The following is a 20,247-nucleotide window of genomic DNA, read 5'->3' as shown; positions in this document are numbered from 1 at the left end:
TCGGGCGTGGACAGTCAAATTGCTTTGGGGCAAGACCGTCACCATGACCGCCGCATCCCAGAACCCCGACCGATCCCCGCAGACCGCAAGGCCCCGCAGGCGCGTGCTGCGGCAGGGATGGTCGCTGGCGGCGGTGCTGGTCGCGACGGGCGTGCTGCTGCCGATCCTTGCGGTCGCGTGGATCGCCGCCAACCCGACCGAGAACATCTGGCCCCACCTGATGGCCACCGTCATGCCGCGATACTTCATGACGACGGTCGCGCTGGCCGCCGGGACCGGCCTTCTGGCCGCGATCATGGGGGCGGGGACCGCGTGGCTGGTGGCGATGCACGATTTCCCCGGCAGGCGCTGGCTGCAATGGGCGCTGCTGATGCCGCTGGCGGTCCCGGCCTATGTCGGGGCCTATGCGCTGGCGGATTTCCTGGACTATTCGGGGCCGGTGCAGATCGCGCTGCGCGACTGGTTCGGCTGGGCCAGCGCGCAGGACTACTGGTTCCCGCGCATCAGGTCTGCACCCGCCGCCGTCGTGGTGCTGGGGGCCGCGCTGTATCCCTATGTCTATCTGCTGACGCGGGTCGCGCTGACGGAACAGTCCGGCAGCGCATTCGAGGTCGCGCGCGCCCTGGGGACCGGCCGGTGGGGGCTGTTCACGCGTGTCGGGCTGCCCCTTGCGCGTCCTGCCATCGTCGCGGGCGCGGCCATCGCCATGATGGAGGCCGTCGCGGATTACGGGGTCGTCAGCTATTTCGGGGTGCAGACGCTGAACACCGGCATCTTCACCACCTGGCTGGAAAGACGCAACGCGGGCGGGGCGGCGCAGATCGCCTGCGCGATCCTGGCGATCGTCGTGCTGCTGGCCCTGGCCGAGCGGTTCGCCCGCCGCCATGCGCGGTATCATCAGACCGCGCGCCAGTCGCGCCCCGTGTCGCGCACGCGGTTGTCGGGGGCGGGGGGCGTCATGGCTATGCTGGCCTGCGCCTTTCCGGTGGCGCTTGGCTTCGTGCTGCCCGTGGGGGTGATCGCGCGCCACGCCATCGCCTATCCCCAGGGCTGGATCACGCCGGGCCTGTTCGAGGCGACGCTGAACACGCTGTGGCTGGGGGCCTGCGCGGCGCTCGTGACGGTGGGGCTGGCGCTGGTCATGGTCTATGGCGCAAGGCTGTCGGCCAGCCGGTTGCCGCGGCTGCTGATGCCGGTCACCACGGTCGGCTACGCCGCGCCAGGGGCGGTGCTGGCGGTGGGGATCCTGATCCCGCTGGCCGCGCTGGACCACCGCGTGGCCGATGCGTGGCTTGCGCTGACGGGCCACGATCCGGGGCTGATCCTGACCGGCACGGGCACGGCGATCGTCCTGGCCTATGTCGTGCGCTTCTTCGCCATCGGGCAGGGCGCGATCGACGCGGCCTTCACGCGCGTCTCGCCGTCGCTGCCGATGGCGGCACGGTCGCTCGGGCGGAACGAGGGGGGCGTCCTGCGCGCGGTCTATCTGCCGCTGATGCGCGGATCGGTGGGCGCGGGGCTGCTCTTGGTCTTCGTGGACTGCGTCAAGGAACTGCCCGCGACGCTGCTGCTGCGGCCCTTCAACTTCGAGACGCTGGCGACCCGCACCCATGAACGCGCCAGCCTCGAGGATCTGGGCAATGCCGCGCCGGCGGCGCTGCTGGTGATGGCGGTGGGCCTGCTGGCGGTCGCGTTTCTGGCGCGCACCAATTTCGGATCTGCGCGCGACGGCTTGCGAAAGCGCGCGTCCCGCGCTATCGCAGAACCCGGTTCGCCGGCTTAGCTCAGTGGTAGAGCGTCTGCCTTGTAAGCAGGGGGTCGGGGGTTCAAATCCCTCAGCCGGCACCAGCCCTTCCGTCGCGTCTTGAGCAATTCGTGCCGATGGCGTAGCAGGGCGGCATGAAAATCCTCTTTCTTGGCGATGTGATGGGCCGCTCGGGGCGGCGTGCGATCACGGAGAACCTGGCCGGGCTGCGTGCGCGCCTGAAGGCCGATCTTGTCGTTGTGAACGCCGAAAACAGCAGCGGCGGGCGCGGTCTGACCGCGGGTCATGCGCAGCTGCTGCTGGAATCGGGCGCGGATTGCCTGACGCTTGGCGATCATGCCTTCGATCAGAAGGACATGCTGTCCTATATCGATCGGGAACCGCGGATCATCCGGCCGCTGAACTATGCCAAGGATGCGCCGGGGCGGGGATCGACCATCGTGACCGACCAGCGCGGGCGCAAGGCGCTGATCGTGCAGGCCCTGGGCCAGGTGTTCATGTCGCGGCCCTATGACGATCCGTTCTCGGCGCTGGACGGGGTGCTGCGCGCCCATCCGCCGGGCGGCATGGTCCAGGCCGTGCTGGTCGACATCCACGCCGAGGCCACGAGCGAGAAGATGGGCGTCGGCCATTTCTGCGACGGCCGCGCCAGCCTTGTCGTGGGGACGCATACGCATATCCCGACGGGCGATGCCCAGATCCTGCCGCGCGGCACCGGCTACATGAGCGATGCGGGGATGTGCGGCGATTACGACAGCGTCATCGGCATGGAGAAGACCGAGCCGCTGCGCCGCTTCGTCACCGGCATGACGCGCGACCGCTTCACCCCCGCCGAGGGGCCGGGCACCCTGTCGGGCGTCCTGGTCGAGACCGACGACCGTACCGGCATGGCCAAGCGCATCGAGGCCGTCCGCATGGGCGGGCGCCTGTCGCAGACGCATCCCGAGGGCGCCTGACCGCGTTGAAGTGACTTGGCGTTGCGGCTTCGTGAAGCACTCTTGCGGGAAGGGTGGCTTCCGAAGCAGTATGCGCCGACGCAGGGCGGTGCCCTGCCTAACCATGGGTTCTAAATGTTCGGATTCGAGTTGGCGGGCACCACCGCCGCAGTCGTGACGATCTTCATCATCATCGGCATGCTCACGCTGTTCATCCGGGAAACCTATCCCCCCGAGGTGACGGCCATCCTTGGCGCGGTCGTCCTGCTTTTGCTGGGCATCCTGCGCGTCGACGATGTCGCTGGCGTTCTTTCGAACTCGGCCCCCTGGACCATCGCCTTCATGTTCATCATCGTCGGCGGCCTCGTCCGGACCGGGGCGCTGGACTGGATCGGCAACAGGGCCGCGCATCATGCGGGCGATCGCCCGATGGTGACGCTGGCGCTGGTCAGCATCGCGGTCTGCGCGATGTCGGCCTTCGTCAACAACACGCCGCTGGTCGTCGTGATGATGCCCATCTTCATGCGTCTTGCCGGCGAAATGGGCAAAAGCCCTTCGAAGCTGCTGATCCCGCTGTCCTACCTGTCGATCCTGGGCGGCACGATGACGCTGATCGGCACCTCGACCAACCTTCTGGTCGACGGCGTGGCCCGCGCCTCGGGGATGGAGCATTTCACCATCTTCGAGATCACCTGGGTCGGCCTGCCGATGGCCGTCGTCGGCGTGATCTACCTGCTGCTGGTCGCCCCGCGCGTCCTGCCCGACCGCGACAGCATGTCCGCGCTTCTGTCGGGCCGCAGCAAGGCCAAGTTCTTTACCGAGGTCGCGATCCCCGAAGGGTCCTCGCTGGTCGGCAAGGCCCTGGACGAGGTCGACATCTTCGCCCGCGACAGCGCCCGCGTGATCGACGTGCTGCGGGGCGACGCCTCGTTGCGCCGCGACCTTGACGGCGTGCGCCTGGAGGAGGGCGATCGCGTTGTCCTGCGCACCCCCATGTCCGAGGTCCTGGGCCTCCAGTCCCACAAGGAACTGCGCATGGTGGACAAGCTCAGCTCGGTCCAGACCACCACGGTCGAGGTGCTGATCACGCCGGGCTGCCACATGGTCGGGCGCAGCCTGGGCTCGATGCGCCTGCGCCGCCGCTATGGCGTCTATGTGCTGGCCGCGCATCGCAAGAACCAGAATATCGGCCGCCAGCTGGACGACCTGGTCGTGCGCGTCGGCGACACGCTGCTTCTGGAAGGCGCGCAGGAGGACATCCAGCGCCTGTCCAGCGACATGGACATGGTCGAGGTCAGCGCGCCCTCGGACCGCGCTTTCCGCCGCAAGCACGCGCCCATCGTGGTCGCGACGCTGGTGGGTGTCGTGCTTCTGTCCGCGCTCGAGATCGCGCCGATCCTGCTGCTGGCTTTCATCGGGGTGGCGGTCGTGCTGGGCACGCGCTGCATCGACGCCGACGAGGCGCTGTCCTTCGTCGACGGTCGCCTGATGGCGCTGATCTTCGCCATGCTGGCGGTCGGTGCGGGGCTTGAACGCAGCGGCGCGGTGCAGCTGGTCGTGGACCAGGTCGCGCCCTGGCTTGCGACGCTGCCGCATTGGGCGCTGGTGCTTGCGGTCTATGTCCTTGCGACGACGCTGACAGAGACGGTGACCAACAACGCCGTCGCCGTGATCGTGACGCCCGTGGCGATCAGCCTGGGCAACACCCTGGGCGTCGATCCGCGCCCGCTGGTCATCGCGGTGATGATGGGCGCATCGGCCAGCTTCGCGACGCCGATCGGATATCAGACCAACACGCTGGTCTATGGTCCGGGCGGATACCGCTTTGCGGACTTCATCAAGGTCGGTCTGCCGCTGAACCTGCTGATGGCCGTGGTCGCATCGCTGCTGATCCCGGTGATCTGGCCCCTTAACTGAGGCCGGGCCGCCTCGCGCGGGATGCAATGCTGCCATGCAGCATCGTCGGTTGCATCCCGCGCCCCCAGACCCGATCTTGTGCGCAGGGGAGGAAACGACTTTGGCATTCGCAAGGAGTTTCCACATGGCCACGATCGTCTCTGCCAACGGCAAAGCCAACGAATTCAACGCCGCCATGCTGCTGGCGCCCTTCCGCGCCCTGGGCCGCGCCATGGTCGCACTGGCCGAGGCCAGCCCGCAGATGCGCGCACTGGACCGCCTGAGCCGCCTCGACGACGAGGATCTGGCTGCACGCGGCCTGACCCGCGAAGGCGAGGTTCGCCGCATCCTGGGCGGCGCCGCCGCGCTGTAAGCGACCTGAACGGTTCGATCCGATGTATGCGCGGCCCCATCCGGGGCCGCGTTTGCATGTCAGGCTGCCGGTTTTCCCGCGATCAGAGCGGCCAGACGATCAGCAGCAGCGGCACCGACACGGCCATGACGATCAGCTCCAGCGGCAGGCCCATGCGCCAGTAATCGCCGAAGCGGTAATTGCCCGGCCCAAGGATCAGCGTGTTGTTCTGGTGCCCGATGGGCGTCAGGAAGGCGCATGATGCCGCCACTGCCACGCCCATCAGGAAGGCATCGGGCTGGACCTGCAGGGCCTCGGCCAGGCGGATGCTGACGGGGGCCGCGATAATCGTGGTCGCGTTGTTGTTCAGCACGTCCGACAGCATCATGGTGGCGGCCATCAGCAGCACCAGCGACGCCCAGGCGGGGTAACCCTGCGTCAATCCCGCGATCGCATTCGCGATCAGCGCCGAGCCTCCGGTCTCGTCCAACGCAAGCCCCAGGGGGATCATCGAACCCAGCAGGACGATGACCTGCCAGTCGACATGGGCATAGATCTCTCGTGGGGACAGCACCCCAAAGGCGACATAGGCCAGGATCACGCAGCCAAGCGCGATGGGCATGGTCGTCAGCCCGAAGGTCGCGGCAAGCACCGCCAGAAGGAAGATCCCGACCGCCGCCGTCATGTGGCCTTCGCGCTGCACGGGCAGGCTGGCGCCGTCGATGCGCAGCAGCGATGTCGACTGGAGCAGTTCGTCGATGCGGCTTTCGGGGGTCAGCACCAGCAGCAGGTCGCCCGATTGCAGGCGACGGCGCAGCACGTCCTCTCGCAGGGTCAGGCCGCCACGGCGCAGGCCCATCAGGATGCTGTCATGGCGGTTCGCCAGCCCGAAGGACTGGGCCGAGCGTCCGATCAGGTCCGAGGTGCGCGGGATCAGCACCTCGATCAGCTGCTGCCCCTCGCTGTCCTTGCGGGCGCGGGGTTCGGAATGGCCGTCGGGGAATGCCAGCCGGGCGTTCACGCGGAACTCGTCCAGGGCGGCGGGATCGGCGCGCATGATCAGCACGTCGCCGGCCTCGATCTGCATTTCGTCCAGGGCCTCGTGGGATTCGGTGCCGCGGCGGCGCAGGCCGATGATGCGCGCCTGCGCGCCCGAGGCCTCGTCGCGGGCCTCGCTGATGGTCTGACCGGCAAGGCTGCTGGCATCGGTGACGACCAGATGGCTGATATAGCGCCGCTGCGGTCCCGAATTGTCGCTGCCGTCATTGTCGCGGCGCGGCAGCAGGCGCCAGCCAAGGGCCGCGACGAAGACGATGCCCGCCAGCGCGACCGCCCCGCCCACCGGCAGGAAGTCGAACATGCGATAGGGCTCGCCCACGACATCGGCGCGAAATCCCGACACGATCAGGTTAGGCGGCGTGCCGATCAGCGTCAGCATCCCGCCCAGGATCGTCGCGAAGGCCAGCGGCATCAGCGTAAGCCCGGCGGCGCGTTTGGCCTTGCGGGCGGTCTGAAGATCGACCGGCATCAGCATCGCCAGCGCCGCGATGTTGTTCATGAAGCCCGACAGGAGCCCGCCGACCGCGCCGAACAGCGCGACATGGGCCGTGGTGCTGCGTTCGCGGCCCGACAGGATGCGCGTCAGCCGCGCGACCGCCCCCGACCGGGTCAGGCCCGCCGTCGCCACAAGCACCAGCGCCACGATGACCGTGGTCGGGTTGCCGAACCCCGAGAACGCCTGATCCGCGGGCACGAGGCCCAGCAGCACCGCGGCCATCAGCGATCCGAACGCGACATAGTCGTAGCGGAGCCGCCCCCACATCATCAGGCAAACCGTCACGCCCAGAAGCGAAAACAAGGTGATCTGCGGAATTGTCATCTGTCCCTTTCCGGCCCGCAGGTGCGGGCCATGTCGGGGGCAACGCCGGATCCGGTGCTTGGGTTCTCGTGGCTTGCGATGGGTGGTCGGGGTGGACTACAAGCGGGGCCAGATTCCGATTTACATGAAGAAGCGTGAAGGACGCCCGATATGGCAGGTCATTCCAAATGGGCCAACATCCAGCATCGCAAGGGCCGGCAGGATGCCGCGCGCTCGAAGCTGTTCTCGAAGCTGGCGAAAGAGATCACGGTCGCTGCGAAGATGGGCGACCCCGACCCTGAAAAGAACCCGCGCCTGCGCCTTGCCGTCAAGGAAGCGAAGGCGAAATCCGTCCCGAAGGACGTGATCGACCGCGCGATCAAGAAGTCGTTGGGCGGCGATGCCGAGAACTACGAGGAGATCCGCTACGAGGGTTACGGCCCCAACGGGATCGCGCTGGTGGTCGAGGCGATGACCGACAACCGCAACCGGACCGCCTCGAACGTGCGCAGCTATTTCGCGAAGTCGGGCGGCGATCTGGGCCAGTCCGGCTCGGTCAGCTTCATGTTCGACCGCGTGGGCGAGATCATGTACCCGCTCTCGGCCGGGGATGCGGATGACGTGATGATGGCCGCGATCGAGGCCGGCGCCTCGGATGTGTCCAGCGACGAGGAAGGTCACTGGATCTATTGCGCGGATACCGACCTGAACGAGGTTTCCTCGGCGCTGGAGGCGGCCCTTGGCGAATCCGAGACCGCGAAGCTGATCTGGAAGCCGCAGGCCCCGACCGAGATCACCGATGTCGAGACCGCGCAGAAGCTGATGAAGCTGATCGACACGCTGGAGGATGACGACGACGTCCAGAACGTCACCGGCAATTTCGACCTGACCGAGGATGTCGCCGCGCAGCTGTGACGCGCCGACATCGTGCAGGAAAGGGCCGTCAGGGAAGCAGCGCCTTCCCGGCGGCCTTTTTCATGGCATCCCCAAGCGGCTTCAGCACGCCCGCCATCATGCGGTTCACCTGCCAGTGCAGCGGCACGTCGATGGGCAGGTCCGGGTCCAGATCGACCAGCCGCCCGGCGGCCAGGTCGTCCGCGATCAGCGCCTCGGGGTTCATGCCCCAGCCGATCCCCAGCCGCGTCGCATGGGCAAAGGGTTCGGTCGCGGGGATGCGCACCAGCGGCAGGGACACCGCGCGCCCCAGCTTCTGCCGCGCCCATTGGTCCTGAAGCGCGTCCTTGGTGTTGAACGACAGGCAGGGGGCCGCCGCCATGCTGTCGGCATCCATGCCGCCTGCGAAATGCGCGGCCACGAAGCCGGGGCTGGCGGTCGCACGGTATCGCATATGCCCCATGAAGACCGCATCGCAGCCGGGCAGGGGCCGGCCCGCCGTCGTCAGCGCCGCCATGACCAGACCCCGACGCAGCCAGTCCGCCGCGTGGTCCTGATCGTCGATCACGATGTCCAGCAGCCCCGGCGCGTGCCGCAGCGCGGGCATGGCCCAGCCCGCAAGGCTGTCGGCATTCAGCGCGATGCGGATCTGCGGCACGGTGCGGTCGTCCAGCGCGGATTCCATCAGGCGCACGTTCTCCAGATGCGCGGCCAGCCTTGCGCCGGCCTCGGTCGCCTGCAGGGGCGGGCCGCGGTCGATCAGCGCCGTCCCCGCCCGTTCCTCGAGATTGCGGATCCGCTGCGAGATGGCCGACGGCGTGACACCCAGTGCAGCCGCCGCCGCATCGAAGCTGCCGCGCCGGAGGATCTCGGCCAGGGCGGCCAGGGCGGGATAGTCGAACATTAGCTGTGCTTAATCCACGTAAGAACTTTTCAGTTACGTTAATCCTCGCGTCACGCTAGGGCAATGACCGGAGGTGATGACATGCTTGCATCCTATTTCGGCGGTTTGGGGACCGGCATCTCGTTGATCGCGGCGATCGGGGCGCAGAACGCGTTCGTGCTGCGGCAGGGCATCCTGCGGCGGCACGTGCTGCCGGTCGTGCTGTTCTGCGCGCTGTCGGATGCGGTCCTGATCGCGCTTGGGGTGGCGGGCATGGGCGGCATCCTGCAGAACGCGCCCGCATTGGCCAGCGCGATGCGGTGGGGCGGCGTGATCTTCCTTCTGGCCTATGGCGCGCGGTCGCTGATGTCGGCCATTCGTGGCGGCGCCGCCCTGCGCCCCGAGGGCGAGGATCGGGGGCTGTGGGGCGCGATGGCCGTGATCGCCGCGCTGACATGGCTGAACCCGCATGTCTGGCTGGATACCGTGCTGCTGTTGGGTGGCATCTCGGCGCAATGGCCGCGGCCCTGGGTGTTCGGGCTGGGGGCGATGACCGGATCGCTGGTCTTCTTCCTGCTGCTGGGGCATGGCGCGCGCTATCTTGCGCCGGTCTTCGCGCGGCCGGTGGCGTGGCGCGTGCTGGACACGCTGGTTGCGCTGCTGATGTGGTCGATCGCATGGAAGCTGATAAGCGACGCCTGAGCCGCAGTTAATCCTTGCCTTGCCGCGCGAAACTCGGCAGTTGCAGATCATGCAGGACAATTCCCAGACCCGTCGCGACATGATCGGCATCGGTTGGATGCTGCTGACCGGCGCGTGCTTCGTCATGGTCAACAGTATCGTGCGCGGGCTGGAGGGCGCGCTGCCCGCGGCGCAGGCGGCCTTCATCCGCTTCGTCATCGGGCTGGTCTTCCTGGCCCCGGTGCTGGTCCCGGCGCTGCGGCGCGGTTTCTCTCGTCCGGTCTGGGGGCTGATCGCCACGCGCGGGGCGCTGCATTGCGTCGCGGTGACGCTGTGGTTCTATGCCATGTCGCGCATCACCGTGGCCGAGGTGACGGCGATCGGGTTCCTCAACCCGATCATCGTGACCGTGGGCGCGGCGCTGTTCATGGGCGAGAAGCTGGCCGCGCGGCGGATCGCGGCGGTGGGCGTCGCGCTGCTGGGGGCGCTGGTCGTCCTGCGGCCCGGCATGCGTCCGCTGGATCCCGGCCACCTGTCGCAGATCGGCGCGGCCATCGCCTTCGGGGCGTCCTACCTGGTGGCCAAGCGCCTGAGCGAGCGTATCCCGGCCTCGGTCGTGGTGGCGATGATGTCGCTGACCGTCGCCATCGGCCTGCTGCCGCTGGCCATCGCGCAATGGGTGCCGCCGACCTTCGGGCAGATCATGTGGCTGGGGCTGGTCGCGGTCTTCGCGACGGCGGGCCATTACAGCATGACGCGCGCCTTCGCCGCCGCGCCGCTGACGGTGACCCAGCCCGTGACCTTCCTGCAGCTTGTCTGGGCCAGCCTTGTCGGCGTGATCGTCTTCCACGAGCCGCTGGACGGATGGGTCATGCTGGGCGGCGGGATGATGATCGGGGCGATCACCTATATCACCTGGCGCGAGGCCCGGCTTCGCGCCGCGCCCCGCACCCCGCCCGCGCCCGCCACCAAGGCCTAGCGGTTCGGCCAGAGCGGCGCGTGCCTGTTCACATCCTTGTAGAGCAGGTAGCGGAAGCGCCCCGGCCCGCCGGCATAGCAGGCCTGCGGGCAGAAGGCGCGCAGCCACATGAAATCGCCCGCGCCCACCTCGACCCAGTCGCGGTTGAGGCGATAGACGGCCTTGCCCTCCAGCACGAACAGGCCGTGTTCCATCACATGCGTTTCCGCAAAGGGGATCGACCCGCCCGGCTGGAAGGTGACCAGCGTGATATGCATGTCATGGCGCAGATCTGCGGGGTCCATGAAGCGCGTGGTGCCCCATGCGCCATCCGTGTCGGGCATCATCGAGGGCGCGATATCCTGTTCGCGCGTCACGATGGGATCGGGGCGGTCGATCCCCGCGGCGGGCTGCCAGCGCTTGCGCCACCAGTGGAAGCCCGTGTTCCCCGGCGTCGTGTTGCGCAGCGTCCAGGGCGTGCCGGGGGGGACATAGGCGAAGCCGCCCGGCCCGATCAGGTGCTCGGTCCCGTCGATGGTCAGGCACATCTCTCCTCCGGTGACGAAGAAGGCGTGCTGGATCTCGGGGTCGTCCTCGGGGGTGTCGCAGCCGCCGCCCTCGGCCAGCTCGACGATGTACTGGCTGAACGTCTCGGCAAAGCCCGACAGCGGGCGTGCCAGCATCCACATGCGCATGCCCCGCCATCCCGGCAGGAACGAGGTCACGATGTCGCGCATGACGGTGCGGGGGATGACGGCATAGGCTTCGGTGAAGACGGCGGTGTCGGTGGTCAGCCCGGCCTGCGGGGGCAGGCCCGCGACGGGACCGGCATAGGGGCCGGGCAGGGCGGTTTCGGGGACATTGCCGGTCGGGGCGTCCCTGGGGGGCTGGTCGGTCATGCAAGGGCCTCCTTCAGGCGCAGTTCTCCGATGCGCGCGACCTGTTCCTCGGCCGTGCTGCGTTCGGTTTCGGTATCCTTGTCCAGCCGCGCCCGCATGGCGGCCATGATGCCCGCCTTGTCGTGGTCGCGCACGGCGATGATGAAGGGGAAGCCGTGCCGCGCGACATAGGCCTCGTTGAGGCGCGTGAACTCGGCGCGTTCGGCATCGGTAAGGGCGTCCAGTCCGGCGCTGGCCTGTTCGGCGGTGCTGTCGGCGGTCAGGTGCCGTGCCTGCGCCAGCTTGCCCGCCAGGTCGGGATGCGCGCGCAGGACGCCCAGCCGTTCGGCATCGTCCGCCGCGCGGAAGACCTGCGCCATCCTGCCTGCAAGCCCCGCCGCGCTGTCATGGACGGCGCCCATCTCGGCGTCCCAGACGCGTTCGGCGATCCAGGGCGAGTGTTCGTAGATGCCGCCGAAGCGTTCGACGAATTCCGCGCGATCCATGCGCGAGGGGCGCTGGCGCGGCTGCCAGGGATGTTCGGCCGCCCAGTGGCGCGCGATGTCCAGCCGCGTGGCGAACCACACCCCCTCGTGCGATTGCACATGGTCCAGGAACCGCCGCAGCGCCATCGCGCGGCCCGGACGGCCCGCAAGCCGGCAATGCAGCCCGATCGAGAACATTCTGGGCGCCCCCGCCGCCCCTTCGGCATAGAGCATGTCGAAGCTGTCGCGGAGATAGTCGAAGAAATCCGTCCCCGTCCCGAAACCCTGACCCGACGAGAAGCGCATGTCGTTCGCATCCATCGTATAGGGCACGATCAGCTGCGCACGGCCATCGTGTTCGTGCCAGTAGGGCAGTTCGTCCGCGATGCTGTCGGCAAGGTATTCGAAGCCGCCTTCCTCGCAGCCCAGCCGGATCGTGTTCATCGAACAGCGCCCCTGGTAGAAGCCGCGCGGGCGTTCGCCCGTGACCTGGCGGTGCAGCTCGACGGCGCGGGCGATGTGGTCGGCCTCGACCTCGGGGGGAACGTCGCGGTAATCGATCCAGCGCAGCCCGTGGGTCGCGATCTCCCATCCGGCGGATTTCATCGCGGCCACCTGTTCGGGGCTGCGTTCCAGCGCGGTCGCCACGCCATAGACGGTGACGGGCAGGTCCTTCAGCATCCGGTGCATCCGCCAGAAGCCCGACCGCGCGCCGTAATCGTAGATCGATTCCATGTTCCAGTGCCGCTGGCCGGGCCAGGGCTGGGCGCCGATGATCTCGGACAGGAAGGCCTCGGAGGCCTGGTCGCCATGCTCGATGCTGTTCTCGCCGCCCTCTTCGTAGTTCAGGACGATCTGCACGGCGATGCGCGCATTTCCCGGCCAGCGCGGATCGGGTGGGGTTTCGCCATATCCTCGCAGGTCGCGGCTGTAGCGCATCTTCATCTCCGGTTCTTCGGGGTGTCGCGCGTTCACAAAATCGCGCATAAGGGCCGCGTGCAAGCGCCGCTTTGCCAAATTCACTATCAACGAATCGTCGAAGATCGGCCCGCTTTCAAGATTTCGTGGAAAGACTTGAGCGACCCAGCCCGGTTGAGACAGCCCTTGCACGCGCCCATGCTGCGCCGAAAGGGCGGCCCAGAACCCGCCAAGGGGGGACAATGCAGAACTTCTTCAAGCTGGCCGAGAAGGGCAGCAGCATCCGGACCGAGCTGATCGCCGGTCTGACCACTTTCCTGACGATGGCCTATATCATCTTCGTCAATCCCGAGATCCTGTCCAGCACCGGAATGGACCGCGACGCGGTCTTCGTGGCGACCTGCCTTGCGGCGGCGGCGGGGTCGCTGATCATGGGCGTCTGGGCGAACTGGCCCATCGGCATGGCGCCGGGGATGGGGCTGAACGCCTTCTTCGCCTTTACCGTGGTGGGGGGCATGGGCTTCACCTGGCAGCAGGCACTGGGCGCGGTCTTCATCAGCGGGATCGTCTTCCTGGTCCTGTCGGTGACGGGCATCCGGCGCTGGCTGATCGGGGGGATTCCCGCATCCATGCGCAGCGCCATCGCGGCGGGGATCGGGCTGTTCCTCGCGATCATCGCGCTGCAATCCTCGGGCATCGTGGTGGACAACCCGGCCACGCTGGTGGGCCTGGGCGATCTGACCGCGCCCGGAACGGCGCTGACCATCGCGGGCTTCTTCCTGATCGTGACGCTGGATGCGCTGCACGTGCGCGGATCGATCCTGATCGGCATCCTGGTCGTGACGGTCGCGGCGATCCTGCTGGGCGTCAGCAGCTTCGGCGGCGTCGTGTCGATGCCGCCCCCGATCGCGCCGACCTTCCTGCAGCTGGACATCGCGGGCGCGCTGACGGCGGGCATCTTCCAGGTGATCCTGGTCATGGTGCTGGTCGAGGTGTTCGACGCGACGGGCACGCTGATCGGGGTCGCGAAGCGCGCGGGGCTTCTGAGTGACAAGGGCACGGATCGCGACCCGAACCTGGGCCGCGCGCTGATGGCGGATTCCACCGCGATCACCCTTGGCTCGATGCTGGGAACATCCTCGACCACCGCGTATGTCGAAAGCGCGTCGGGCGTGCAGGCAGGCGGGCGGACCGGGCTGACCGCCGTCGTCGTGGGCGTCCTGTTCCTGCTGGCGATGTTCTTCGCGCCGCTGGCGGGGGCGGTCCCGGCCTATGCGACGGCGCCCGCGCTGCTGTATGTGGCCACGCTGATGCTGCGCGAACTGGCCGAGCTGGACTGGGACGACGTGACCGAGGCCGCGCCCGCGGTGCTGACGGCCATCGCCATGCCGCTGACCTATTCCATCGCGAACGGGCTGGCCTTCGGCTTCGTGTCCTATGCGGCGATCAAGCTGCTGACGGGGCGGGCAGGGCAGGTCCATGCCGCGACCTGGGTCATCGCCGGGCTGTTCGTGGCCAAGTTCGCCTTCTTCGGCGGGCACTGAGATGGGGCCGGGGGGCGTGACGATCGCGGCCCCCGGTCTTCAGCGCGCCTCGGCGGGTGCGGCGCCAAGCGCCTCGCTGAGGTCCTGCGCGGCGGCGACGACCGTCGCGCCAAGCGTCTTGATATGTTCGGGGCCGATCCGGTGCGCCGGACCGCTGACCGAGATCCCGCCAAGCGCCTCGCCCGACAGGTCGAAGACCGGGGCCGCGATGCAGCGCATCCCCCGCGTCCGTTCCTCGTCGTCCAGGGAAAAGCCGCGATGCCGGATCCGCGCCAGATCGGCGGTCAGCGCGTCCCGGTCGGTCAGCGTCCCTTCGGTAAAGCGTGTCAGGCCCGGCCCCTCGACCAGTGCATCCAGCAGTTCGGGGCGCCCGAAGGCCAGCAGCGCCTTGCCGATGCCCGATGCATGCAGGGGCGAGCGGGTGCCCGGCGGAAAGAAGGCGCGGATCGTCTCCTGCGTCTCGACCTGCGACAGGAACAGCACGGTCTCGCCCTGCAGGATGCCCAGGTTCGCGGTCTCGCCCGTGTGCTGCATCAGCGACCGCAGGATCGGGCGTGCGCGCTCGACCAGCCCCGAGCGGCGCATGAAGGCCGATCCCAGCCGGAAGGTCGCGGGCCCGATGTTCCACGCCTGGGTCGAGGGGTCGCTTTCGACCATGCCACGCGTCGCCAGCGTGTGCAGCACGCGGTGCACGGTCGAGGGCGGCTGGCCGGAATGTTCGGACACCTCGGACAGGGTCAGGCCCGGACGGAGGGCAAGCAGGTCCAGAAGATCCAGCGCACGGTCCAGCGCCTGCACGGTGGCCGGTGCATCGGGTGTGGTCTTGCGCGGGCGCCCGCGACGGCGGGTCGGGTCTGCCATCTGCTCTCTCCGTCTGGTGCGTCCTCGTGTTTTCGCCGGAATATCCTGCCAGACAAGCAGAAAATTCGGACCGCCCGGAAAACCCGAAGCTTTGGGCGCGATATTGCTGCCGCGATTTTGTGCAAGTGATTGCCGCAAAGGCGGGCAGCAGCGGAAGATGATCGTGGCCCCCGCGCCCGAATCATGGCGGCGCGGGCGCGATGGGCGGATGGCTGGAAATACCGGCCCCGTCGGCGACACGGCGAAAGGCACAAAACCAACGACAACCGACAGAGGGGACAGACCATGGCCGACCAGGTGCTGGGCACAGCCGAACAGTTGAAGGACCCGAACCACACGCCGCCCTTGCTGCTGGCGATCCCGCTTGGGGTGCAGCACGTGCTGGCGATGTTCGTGGCGAACGTCACGCCCGCGATCATCGTGGCGGGGGCCGCGGGCTTCGGCTTCGGGTCGAACAGCCCTGATTTCCCCGAGCTTCTGTACCTGATCCAGATGTCCATGCTGTTCGCGGGCATCGCGACGCTGCTGCAGACCGTCACCATCGGCCCGGTGGGCGCGGCGCTGCCCATCGTGCAGGGCACGTCCTTCGCCTTCATCCCCATCATGATCCCGCTGGTCGCGGGCAAGGGCGTGGACGGTCTGGCCGCGCTGTTTACCGGCGTGCTGATCGGGGGCATGTTCCATGCCGCACTGGGCCTGGTCATCGGACGCATCCGCTTTGCGCTGCCGCCGCTGGTGACGGGCCTCGTGGTGACGATGATCGGCCTTGCGCTGGTCAAGGTCGGCATCGAATACGCGGCGGGCGGCGTTCCCGCCAAGGCGCAGGGGGCCGAGAGCTATGGCAGCCTTGCCAGCTGGTCGGCGGCGCTGGTCGTGATCGCCGTGACCCTGGGGCTGAAATTCTATGCGCGCGGGATGCTGGCGATCTCGGCGGTGCTGGTGGGCATCCTTGCGGGCTATGGCTTCTGCCTGGTCACGGGCAAGCTGACGCTGGAGGCGATCGGCGGGTCCTGGTCGAACGCCGCCGTCTTCGCGCTGCCCATGCCGTTCAAATACGGGTTCGAGCTGTCGATCGCCGCGATCATCGGCTTCTGCCTGATGGCCTTCGTGTCGGCGGTCGAGACCGTGGGCGACGTGTCGGGCATCACCAAGGGCGGCGCCGGCCGCGAGGCTACCGACCGAGAGATCGAGGGCGCGACCTTCGCCGACGGCCTGGGCACCGCGGTCGCGGGCGTCTTCGGCGGCTTTCCCAACACCTCGTTCAGCCAGAATGTCGGCCTGATCGCGATGACCGGCGTCATGAGCCGCCACGTCGTCACCATCGGCGCGATCTTCCTGATCCTGTGTGGACTGATGCCCAAGATCGGCGCCGTCATCCGCACCATCCCGATCGAGGTGCTGGGCGGGGGCGTGATCGTCATGTTCGGCATGGTCGTGGCCTCTGGCATCTCGATGCTGTCGGATGTGACGTGGAACCGGCGCAACATGGTCATCTTCGCCGTCGCGCTGTCGGTCGGCCTGGGCCTGCAGCTCGAGGCGATGGGCACCGCGCCCGGATCGCCCGACGCGCTGCAGCACCTGCCCGACACGCTGCGCGTCCTGGGCGCGTCCGGCATCCTGCCTGCCGCCCTGATCGCCATCGTGCTGAACCTGGTCCTGCCCGAGGAACTGGCCGCCGAGGCCACCGACGAGGTCTCGGGCGGCCTGTCGGGCAAAGGGTCCGGCCTGCGCGGCGACCGCCCGTGAAGATGTCGCGCGGGGCAATTTACCCCGTGACGATTTTCAACGAATCCTGAAGACTGCCTTGCGCCGGGTCCGTATGTCATGACCCGGCGCATCGGCTATCAAGCTGGTGAAGGCGATGAAGAAGGGGGCATCATGACCGGTTACCTGACCACCCATGTTCTGGACACGGCGCGCGGCGCGCCTGCCGCGGGAATGCGGATCGTGCTGTACCGCCTGGACGGCGGCGCGCGGACCGAGATCGCGCGGCTGACCACGAATGCAGACGGCCGCACCGACAGCCGCATCCTGCCCGAGGACGGCTTCGCCACCGGCACCTACGAGCTGGAATTCCACGCCGGCGCCTGGATGGACGCGACGGGCATCCCTCCCGAAAGCCCCCGCTTCCTGGACATCATCCCGATCCGCTTCGGCATGTCCGAGGAGGCGCATTACCACGTGCCGCTGCTGATCTCTCCCTTCGGCTACAGCACCTATCGGGGCAGCTGAGATGATCCCCGACAGCACCATCATCTGGGAATGGCTGGCCTTCGCCGTCCGCTGGACCCATGTCGTGACCGCCATCGCCTGGATCGGGTCGTCCTTCTACTTCATCGCGCTGGACCTGAGCCTGCGCAAGGCGCCCGACCTGCCCCCTGGTGCCCATGGCGAGGAATGGCAGGTCCACGGCGGCGGCTTCTATCACATCCGCAAGTTCCTGGTCGCACCGGAACGCATGCCCGAGCACCTGACCTGGTTCAAATGGGAAAGCTACTCGACATGGCTGTCGGGGGCGGCGCTGCTGGCGGTGACCTACTGGGCGGGGGCGAACCTGTTCCTGATCGACCCGCAGAAGGCGGACCTTGCGATCTGGCAGGCGGTTGCGATCTCGGGCGGGTCGCTGGCGGTGGGCTGGCTGATCTATGACCGTCTGTGCAAGTCGCGGATGGGCGATCACCCGACGGCGCTGATGCTGTTGCTGTTCGTCGCGCTGGTGGCGATGGGCTGGGCCTATGATCAGGTCTTCACGGGCCGCGCCGCGCTGCTGCATCTGGGGGCGTTCACCGCCACGATCATGACCGCGAACGTGTTCTTCATCATCATGCCGAACCAGCGCATCGTGGTGGCGGACCTGAAGGCGGGCCGCGCGCCCGATCCGAAATACGGCAAGATCGCCAAGCTGCGATCCACGCATAACAACTATCTGACGCTGCCCGTCGTCTTCCTGATGCTGTCGAACCACTATCCCCTGGCCTTTGCCAGCGAATACAACTGGCTGATCGCGGCGCTGATCTTCCTGATGGGCGTCACGATCCGGCACTTCTTCAACAGCATGCATGCGGGCAAGGGGCAGCTGTGGTGGACCTGGGCCGTGACCGCGATGCTGTTCGTGGGCGTCATGTGGCTCTCTGCCCTTGGCCTGAACCGCGACAGCTACGAGGAATCGCAGGCGCGCAGCCTGACCCCGGTCGAGCAGCGCTTTGCCGATGCCGAGGGGTTCGAGGCCGTGACCCGCACCGTCGCGGGCCGCTGCGCCATGTGCCACGCGCGCGAACCGAACTGGGACGGCATCCACCACGCCCCCAAGGGCGTCCTGCTGGAGACGCCCGCCGACATCGCCCGTTCCGCCAGGGAGATCTATTTCCAGGCGGGGCTGACCAACGCGATGCCGCCCGCCAATCTCAGCGGGATGACGGGCGAGGAACGCGCCGCCATCATCCGCTGGTTTCGCCAGGCCGAGGGGCGAGAGGTCGCAGCAACCGCACCTTGACAGGTGATGCGGCGCGGGTGACTGCTTCGCCCATGCTGCGGGTCCTGCACATCGCCCTGCTGCTTGGCGTGATGCTGGGCCTGACGCTGCCGAAGACCTCGGCGGCGCTTGCCGATATAGGACTGATCGACGACGGCTTCGTCGTGATCTGCACGGGCCACGGCCTGGAACGTGTTTCCCTGGCGCAGATCGATCCGCGCCCGCAGCCGCCCTCGGACCAACATGAGGCGCATTGCCTGCTGGTCCACGCGCTGGACCACGCGACGCCAGCGGATCAGCCGCTGTGGCTGCGCATCGCGCGCAGCTTTCCGCGCCTTGACGCCGCGCCGCCCGCGCTGCCGTCCCATCCCCCGCTTCTGGCGCAGGCCCGCGCCCCTCCTGCCGGTTGACGACCCCGCTTTTCGTCAATTCAGCCAGAGGTTCCTTCATGACCACCCGATCGCCCGCCACGCGGGCCGCCTTCTATCGTGCCGCATGGCGCTGGCATTTCTATGCCGGGCTGTTCGTCATTCCCGTCTTCCTGATCCTTGCCGTGACCGGCCTGATGATGCTGTGGATCGCCCAGATCGACGGGCGCGACGGCGAACGCATCGCCGTCGTTCCGCAGGGCGACCCCGCCAGCCTGACCGCGCAGGTCACCGCCGCCCTCTCGGCCGTCCCCGGAGGCGAGCCGGTGAAATACGTGGCCCCTCGCGATGCCGAAAGCGCCGCGATTTTTCGCATCGACGGGGCCGAGGGCACCCGCACCGTCGCCGTCGATCCATACACCGCCACGGTCGTGTCCGATTTCGCCCATCGCGGCGGCTGGTACGACTGGGCCGACAACACGCATGGCACCCTGCTGATGGGCGTCTTCGGCGACCGCGTGATTGAAATCGCCGCATCGCTCGGGATCATGCTGCTGGCGACGGGCCTGTACCTGTGGTGGCCGCGCGGAGGGCAGGGCTGGCGCGCGCTGCTGCCGGTTCCGGCCACGGGGCGCGGCCTGTGGCGGTCGCTGCATTCGGTCACGGGGATCTGGATCTCGGTCGCGCTGCTGTTCTTCCTGATCTCGGGGCTGTCCTGGGCGGGGATCTGGGGCGCGCGGATGATGCAGGCGTGGTCGACCTTCCCGCCCGCGAAATACGACGCGGTGCCGCTGTCGGACCTGACCCATGCCAGCCTGAACGACGGCCCGAAAGAGGTTCCCTGGACACTCGAACAGGCCCCGCTTCCCGCATCGGGTTCGGATACGGGGGGCGATCTTCGGGCAACGGGCGCGCTGAACATCGACACCATTGACCGCTTCGCCCGGCAGATCGGGTTCGAGGGGCGGTACCAGCTGAACATCCCGCGCAGGCCGGACGCCGTCTGGACGATCTCTCGCGATTCGATGTCTACCGACAGCCGCGATCCGTTCAGCGACCGGACCGTGCATGTGGACCGCTACAGCGGCCGCGTGCTGGCCGACATGCGGTTCGCAGACTATCCCGTCGCGGGGCAGGCCATGGCCGCGGGCATCGCGCTGCACATGGGCACCCTGGGCTGGTGGAGCGTCATCGCCAACACTGCCTTCTGCCTCGGGGTGATCTTCCTGTGCGTCAGCGGCGCGGTGATGTGGTGGATGCGTCGCCCCTCGGGCAGCCTGCGCCTTGTCGCGCCGCCCATGCCGCATGCCATGCCGATGTGGCGTGGCGCGGTCGTGGTCGGTGCCGTGATCGGGTTGGCCTTCCCGCTGGCAGGGCTGACCTTCGCGGCGGTGCTGATCCTCGACCGCCTGGTGCTGTCGCGGATGCCGGCCCTGCGCCACGCCTTCAGCTAGGGCGCTGCCGGGGGCCATCGGCCCCCACGCCGCGCGGCCCCTTCG

Annotated in this window: 18 protein-coding genes and 1 tRNA gene; 14 read left to right on the top strand and 5 right to left on the bottom strand. The window is 68.1% G+C overall.

What is annotated here, in order from left to right; all coding sequences use genetic code 11:
* Positions 1-43 precede the first annotated feature (43 nt).
* The 5 genes from QMZ16_RS03585 (at position 44) to QMZ16_RS03565 (ending at position 4,969) form a co-directional block, all read left to right on the top strand.
* Positions 44-1,783 carry an iron ABC transporter permease gene (locus tag QMZ16_RS03585; RefSeq protein WP_282602167.1) on the top strand — a complete coding sequence of 580 codons (1,740 nt, stop codon included), beginning with the start codon at positions 44-46 and terminating at the stop codon, positions 1,781-1,783.
* Positions 1,774-1,848: transfer RNA gene (locus tag QMZ16_RS03580), tRNA-Thr, on the top strand. Before QMZ16_RS03585 ends, QMZ16_RS03580 begins: the two co-directional genes overlap by 10 nt.
* A gap of 51 nt (positions 1,849-1,899) precedes the next feature.
* A complete protein-coding gene (locus QMZ16_RS03575; protein ID WP_022706817.1) occupies positions 1,900-2,721 on the top strand; it encodes a TIGR00282 family metallophosphoesterase in 822 nt (273 codons plus the stop codon).
* 114 nt (positions 2,722-2,835) lie between these two features.
* The gene (locus QMZ16_RS03570) at positions 2,836-4,617 is read left to right on the top strand and encodes an SLC13 family permease (RefSeq protein WP_022706816.1); all 1,782 of its coding nucleotides are present in this window, start codon (positions 2,836-2,838) and stop codon (positions 4,615-4,617) included.
* A gap of 124 nt (positions 4,618-4,741) precedes the next feature.
* A complete protein-coding gene (locus tag QMZ16_RS03565; protein ID WP_282602166.1) occupies positions 4,742-4,969 on the top strand; it encodes a DUF1127 domain-containing protein in 228 nt (75 codons plus the stop codon).
* An 82-nt stretch (positions 4,970-5,051) separates the two neighbouring features.
* Here the strand turns inward: QMZ16_RS03565 and QMZ16_RS03560 are convergent, their stop codons facing one another.
* Positions 5,052-6,827, bottom strand: coding sequence for an SLC13 family permease (locus QMZ16_RS03560; RefSeq protein ID WP_282602165.1), 1,776 nt, complete (start codon positions 6,825-6,827; stop codon positions 5,052-5,054).
* A 150-nt stretch (positions 6,828-6,977) separates the two neighbouring features.
* On the opposite strand from QMZ16_RS03560, the gene QMZ16_RS03555 reads away from it, so the two are divergent.
* Entirely contained in the window at positions 6,978-7,721 is a 744-nt protein-coding gene (locus QMZ16_RS03555; protein ID WP_022706813.1) for a YebC/PmpR family DNA-binding transcriptional regulator, read from the top strand.
* 28 nt (positions 7,722-7,749) lie between these two features.
* Here QMZ16_RS03555 and QMZ16_RS03550 read toward each other — a convergent pair whose 3' ends face one another.
* A complete protein-coding gene (locus QMZ16_RS03550; RefSeq protein ID WP_282602164.1) occupies positions 7,750-8,604 on the bottom strand; it encodes a LysR family transcriptional regulator ArgP in 855 nt (284 codons plus the stop codon).
* Between the two features lie 81 nt (positions 8,605-8,685).
* Here QMZ16_RS03550 and QMZ16_RS03545 point away from each other — a divergent pair, with 81 nt between their 5' ends.
* Both QMZ16_RS03545 and QMZ16_RS03540 read left to right on the top strand, forming a co-directional pair.
* Positions 8,686-9,285, top strand: coding sequence for a LysE/ArgO family amino acid transporter (locus tag QMZ16_RS03545; RefSeq protein ID WP_282602163.1), 600 nt, complete (start codon positions 8,686-8,688; stop codon positions 9,283-9,285).
* Positions 9,286-9,334: 49 nt separating this feature from the next.
* A complete protein-coding gene (locus QMZ16_RS03540; protein WP_028725665.1) occupies positions 9,335-10,243 on the top strand; it encodes a DMT family transporter in 909 nt (302 codons plus the stop codon).
* Here QMZ16_RS03540 and QMZ16_RS03535 read toward each other — a convergent pair.
* The gene (locus QMZ16_RS03535) at positions 10,240-11,121 is read right to left on the bottom strand and encodes a bifunctional allantoicase/(S)-ureidoglycine aminohydrolase (protein WP_282602162.1); all 882 of its coding nucleotides are present in this window, start codon (positions 11,119-11,121) and stop codon (positions 10,240-10,242) included. The genes QMZ16_RS03540 and QMZ16_RS03535 overlap by 4 nt on opposite strands.
* The gene (gene puuE, locus QMZ16_RS03530) at positions 11,118-12,530 is read right to left on the bottom strand and encodes an allantoinase PuuE (protein ID WP_282602161.1); all 1,413 of its coding nucleotides are present in this window, start codon (positions 12,528-12,530) and stop codon (positions 11,118-11,120) included. Before puuE ends, QMZ16_RS03535 begins: the two co-directional genes overlap by 4 nt.
* Positions 12,531-12,745: 215 nt before the next feature.
* On the opposite strand from puuE, the gene QMZ16_RS03525 reads away from it, so the two are divergent.
* Positions 12,746-14,047 (top strand): NCS2 family permease, encoded by a 1,302-nt coding sequence (locus QMZ16_RS03525; protein ID WP_282602160.1) that lies wholly within the window; start codon positions 12,746-12,748, stop codon positions 14,045-14,047.
* Between the two features lie 39 nt (positions 14,048-14,086).
* On the opposite strand, the gene bhcR is transcribed toward QMZ16_RS03525, so the two are convergent.
* Entirely contained in the window at positions 14,087-14,908 is an 822-nt protein-coding gene (gene bhcR / locus QMZ16_RS03520; protein WP_022706806.1) for an HTH-type transcriptional regulator BhcR, read from the bottom strand.
* A gap of 285 nt (positions 14,909-15,193) precedes the next feature.
* On the opposite strand from bhcR, the gene QMZ16_RS03515 reads away from it, so the two are divergent.
* The 5 genes from QMZ16_RS03515 (at position 15,194) to QMZ16_RS03495 (ending at position 20,202) form a co-directional block, all read left to right on the top strand.
* Entirely contained in the window at positions 15,194-16,654 is a 1,461-nt protein-coding gene (locus tag QMZ16_RS03515; protein ID WP_282602159.1) for a nucleobase:cation symporter-2 family protein, read from the top strand.
* A gap of 132 nt (positions 16,655-16,786) precedes the next feature.
* A complete protein-coding gene (uraH, locus tag QMZ16_RS03510; protein WP_282602158.1) occupies positions 16,787-17,140 on the top strand; it encodes a hydroxyisourate hydrolase in 354 nt (117 codons plus the stop codon).
* A 4-nt stretch (positions 17,141-17,144) separates the two neighbouring features.
* On the top strand, positions 17,145-18,401 hold the full coding sequence (locus tag QMZ16_RS03505; RefSeq protein WP_282602231.1) for a urate hydroxylase PuuD: 1,257 nt from the start codon (positions 17,145-17,147) through the stop codon (positions 18,399-18,401).
* 32 nt (positions 18,402-18,433) lie between these two features.
* Complete coding sequence (locus QMZ16_RS03500; protein WP_282602157.1) at positions 18,434-18,790, top strand: DUF2946 family protein; 357 nt, start codon at positions 18,434-18,436, stop codon at positions 18,788-18,790.
* 38 nt (positions 18,791-18,828) lie between these two features.
* Complete coding sequence (locus QMZ16_RS03495) at positions 18,829-20,202, top strand: PepSY domain-containing protein (RefSeq protein WP_282602156.1); 1,374 nt, start codon at positions 18,829-18,831, stop codon at positions 20,200-20,202.
* Positions 20,203-20,247 lie beyond the last annotated feature (45 nt).

This window comes from Paracoccus sp. PARArs4, from assembly GCF_947311865.1.
In the GTDB taxonomy this organism is placed as follows: domain Bacteria; phylum Pseudomonadota; class Alphaproteobacteria; order Rhodobacterales; family Rhodobacteraceae; genus Paracoccus; species Paracoccus zeaxanthinifaciens.
This window is presented reverse-complemented; position numbering and strand designations above follow the sequence as displayed.

Bases quoted from the DNA above. Each gene is read 5' to 3' on its own strand.
- QMZ16_RS03560 (WP_282602165.1), bottom strand. From the start codon at position 6,827: ATGACAATTCCGCAGATCACCTTGTTTTCGCTTCTGGGCGTGACGGTT.
- QMZ16_RS03500 (WP_282602157.1), top strand. From the start codon at position 18,434: ATGCTGCGGGTCCTGCACATCGCCCTGCTGCTTGGCGTGATGCTGGGC.
- QMZ16_RS03535 (WP_282602162.1), bottom strand. From the start codon at position 11,121: ATGACCGACCAGCCCCCCAGGGACGCCCCGACCGGCAATGTCCCCGAA.
- QMZ16_RS03545 (WP_282602163.1), top strand. From the start codon at position 8,686: ATGCTTGCATCCTATTTCGGCGGTTTGGGGACCGGCATCTCGTTGATC.
- QMZ16_RS03585 (WP_282602167.1), top strand. From the start codon at position 44: ATGACCGCCGCATCCCAGAACCCCGACCGATCCCCGCAGACCGCAAGG.
- QMZ16_RS03550 (WP_282602164.1), bottom strand. From the start codon at position 8,604: ATGTTCGACTATCCCGCCCTGGCCGCCCTGGCCGAGATCCTCCGGCGC.
- QMZ16_RS03570 (WP_022706816.1), top strand. From the start codon at position 2,836: ATGTTCGGATTCGAGTTGGCGGGCACCACCGCCGCAGTCGTGACGATC.
- QMZ16_RS03495 (WP_282602156.1), top strand. From the start codon at position 18,829: ATGACCACCCGATCGCCCGCCACGCGGGCCGCCTTCTATCGTGCCGCA.
- QMZ16_RS03575 (WP_022706817.1), top strand. From the start codon at position 1,900: ATGAAAATCCTCTTTCTTGGCGATGTGATGGGCCGCTCGGGGCGGCGT.
- QMZ16_RS03525 (WP_282602160.1), top strand. From the start codon at position 12,746: ATGCAGAACTTCTTCAAGCTGGCCGAGAAGGGCAGCAGCATCCGGACC.
- uraH (WP_282602158.1), top strand. From the start codon at position 16,787: ATGACCGGTTACCTGACCACCCATGTTCTGGACACGGCGCGCGGCGCG.
- QMZ16_RS03540 (WP_028725665.1), top strand. From the start codon at position 9,335: ATGCAGGACAATTCCCAGACCCGTCGCGACATGATCGGCATCGGTTGG.
- bhcR (WP_022706806.1), bottom strand. From the start codon at position 14,908: ATGGCAGACCCGACCCGCCGTCGCGGGCGCCCGCGCAAGACCACACCC.
- QMZ16_RS03565 (WP_282602166.1), top strand. From the start codon at position 4,742: ATGGCCACGATCGTCTCTGCCAACGGCAAAGCCAACGAATTCAACGCC.
- QMZ16_RS03515 (WP_282602159.1), top strand. From the start codon at position 15,194: ATGGCCGACCAGGTGCTGGGCACAGCCGAACAGTTGAAGGACCCGAAC.
- puuE (WP_282602161.1), bottom strand. From the start codon at position 12,530: ATGAAGATGCGCTACAGCCGCGACCTGCGAGGATATGGCGAAACCCCA.
- QMZ16_RS03555 (WP_022706813.1), top strand. From the start codon at position 6,978: ATGGCAGGTCATTCCAAATGGGCCAACATCCAGCATCGCAAGGGCCGG.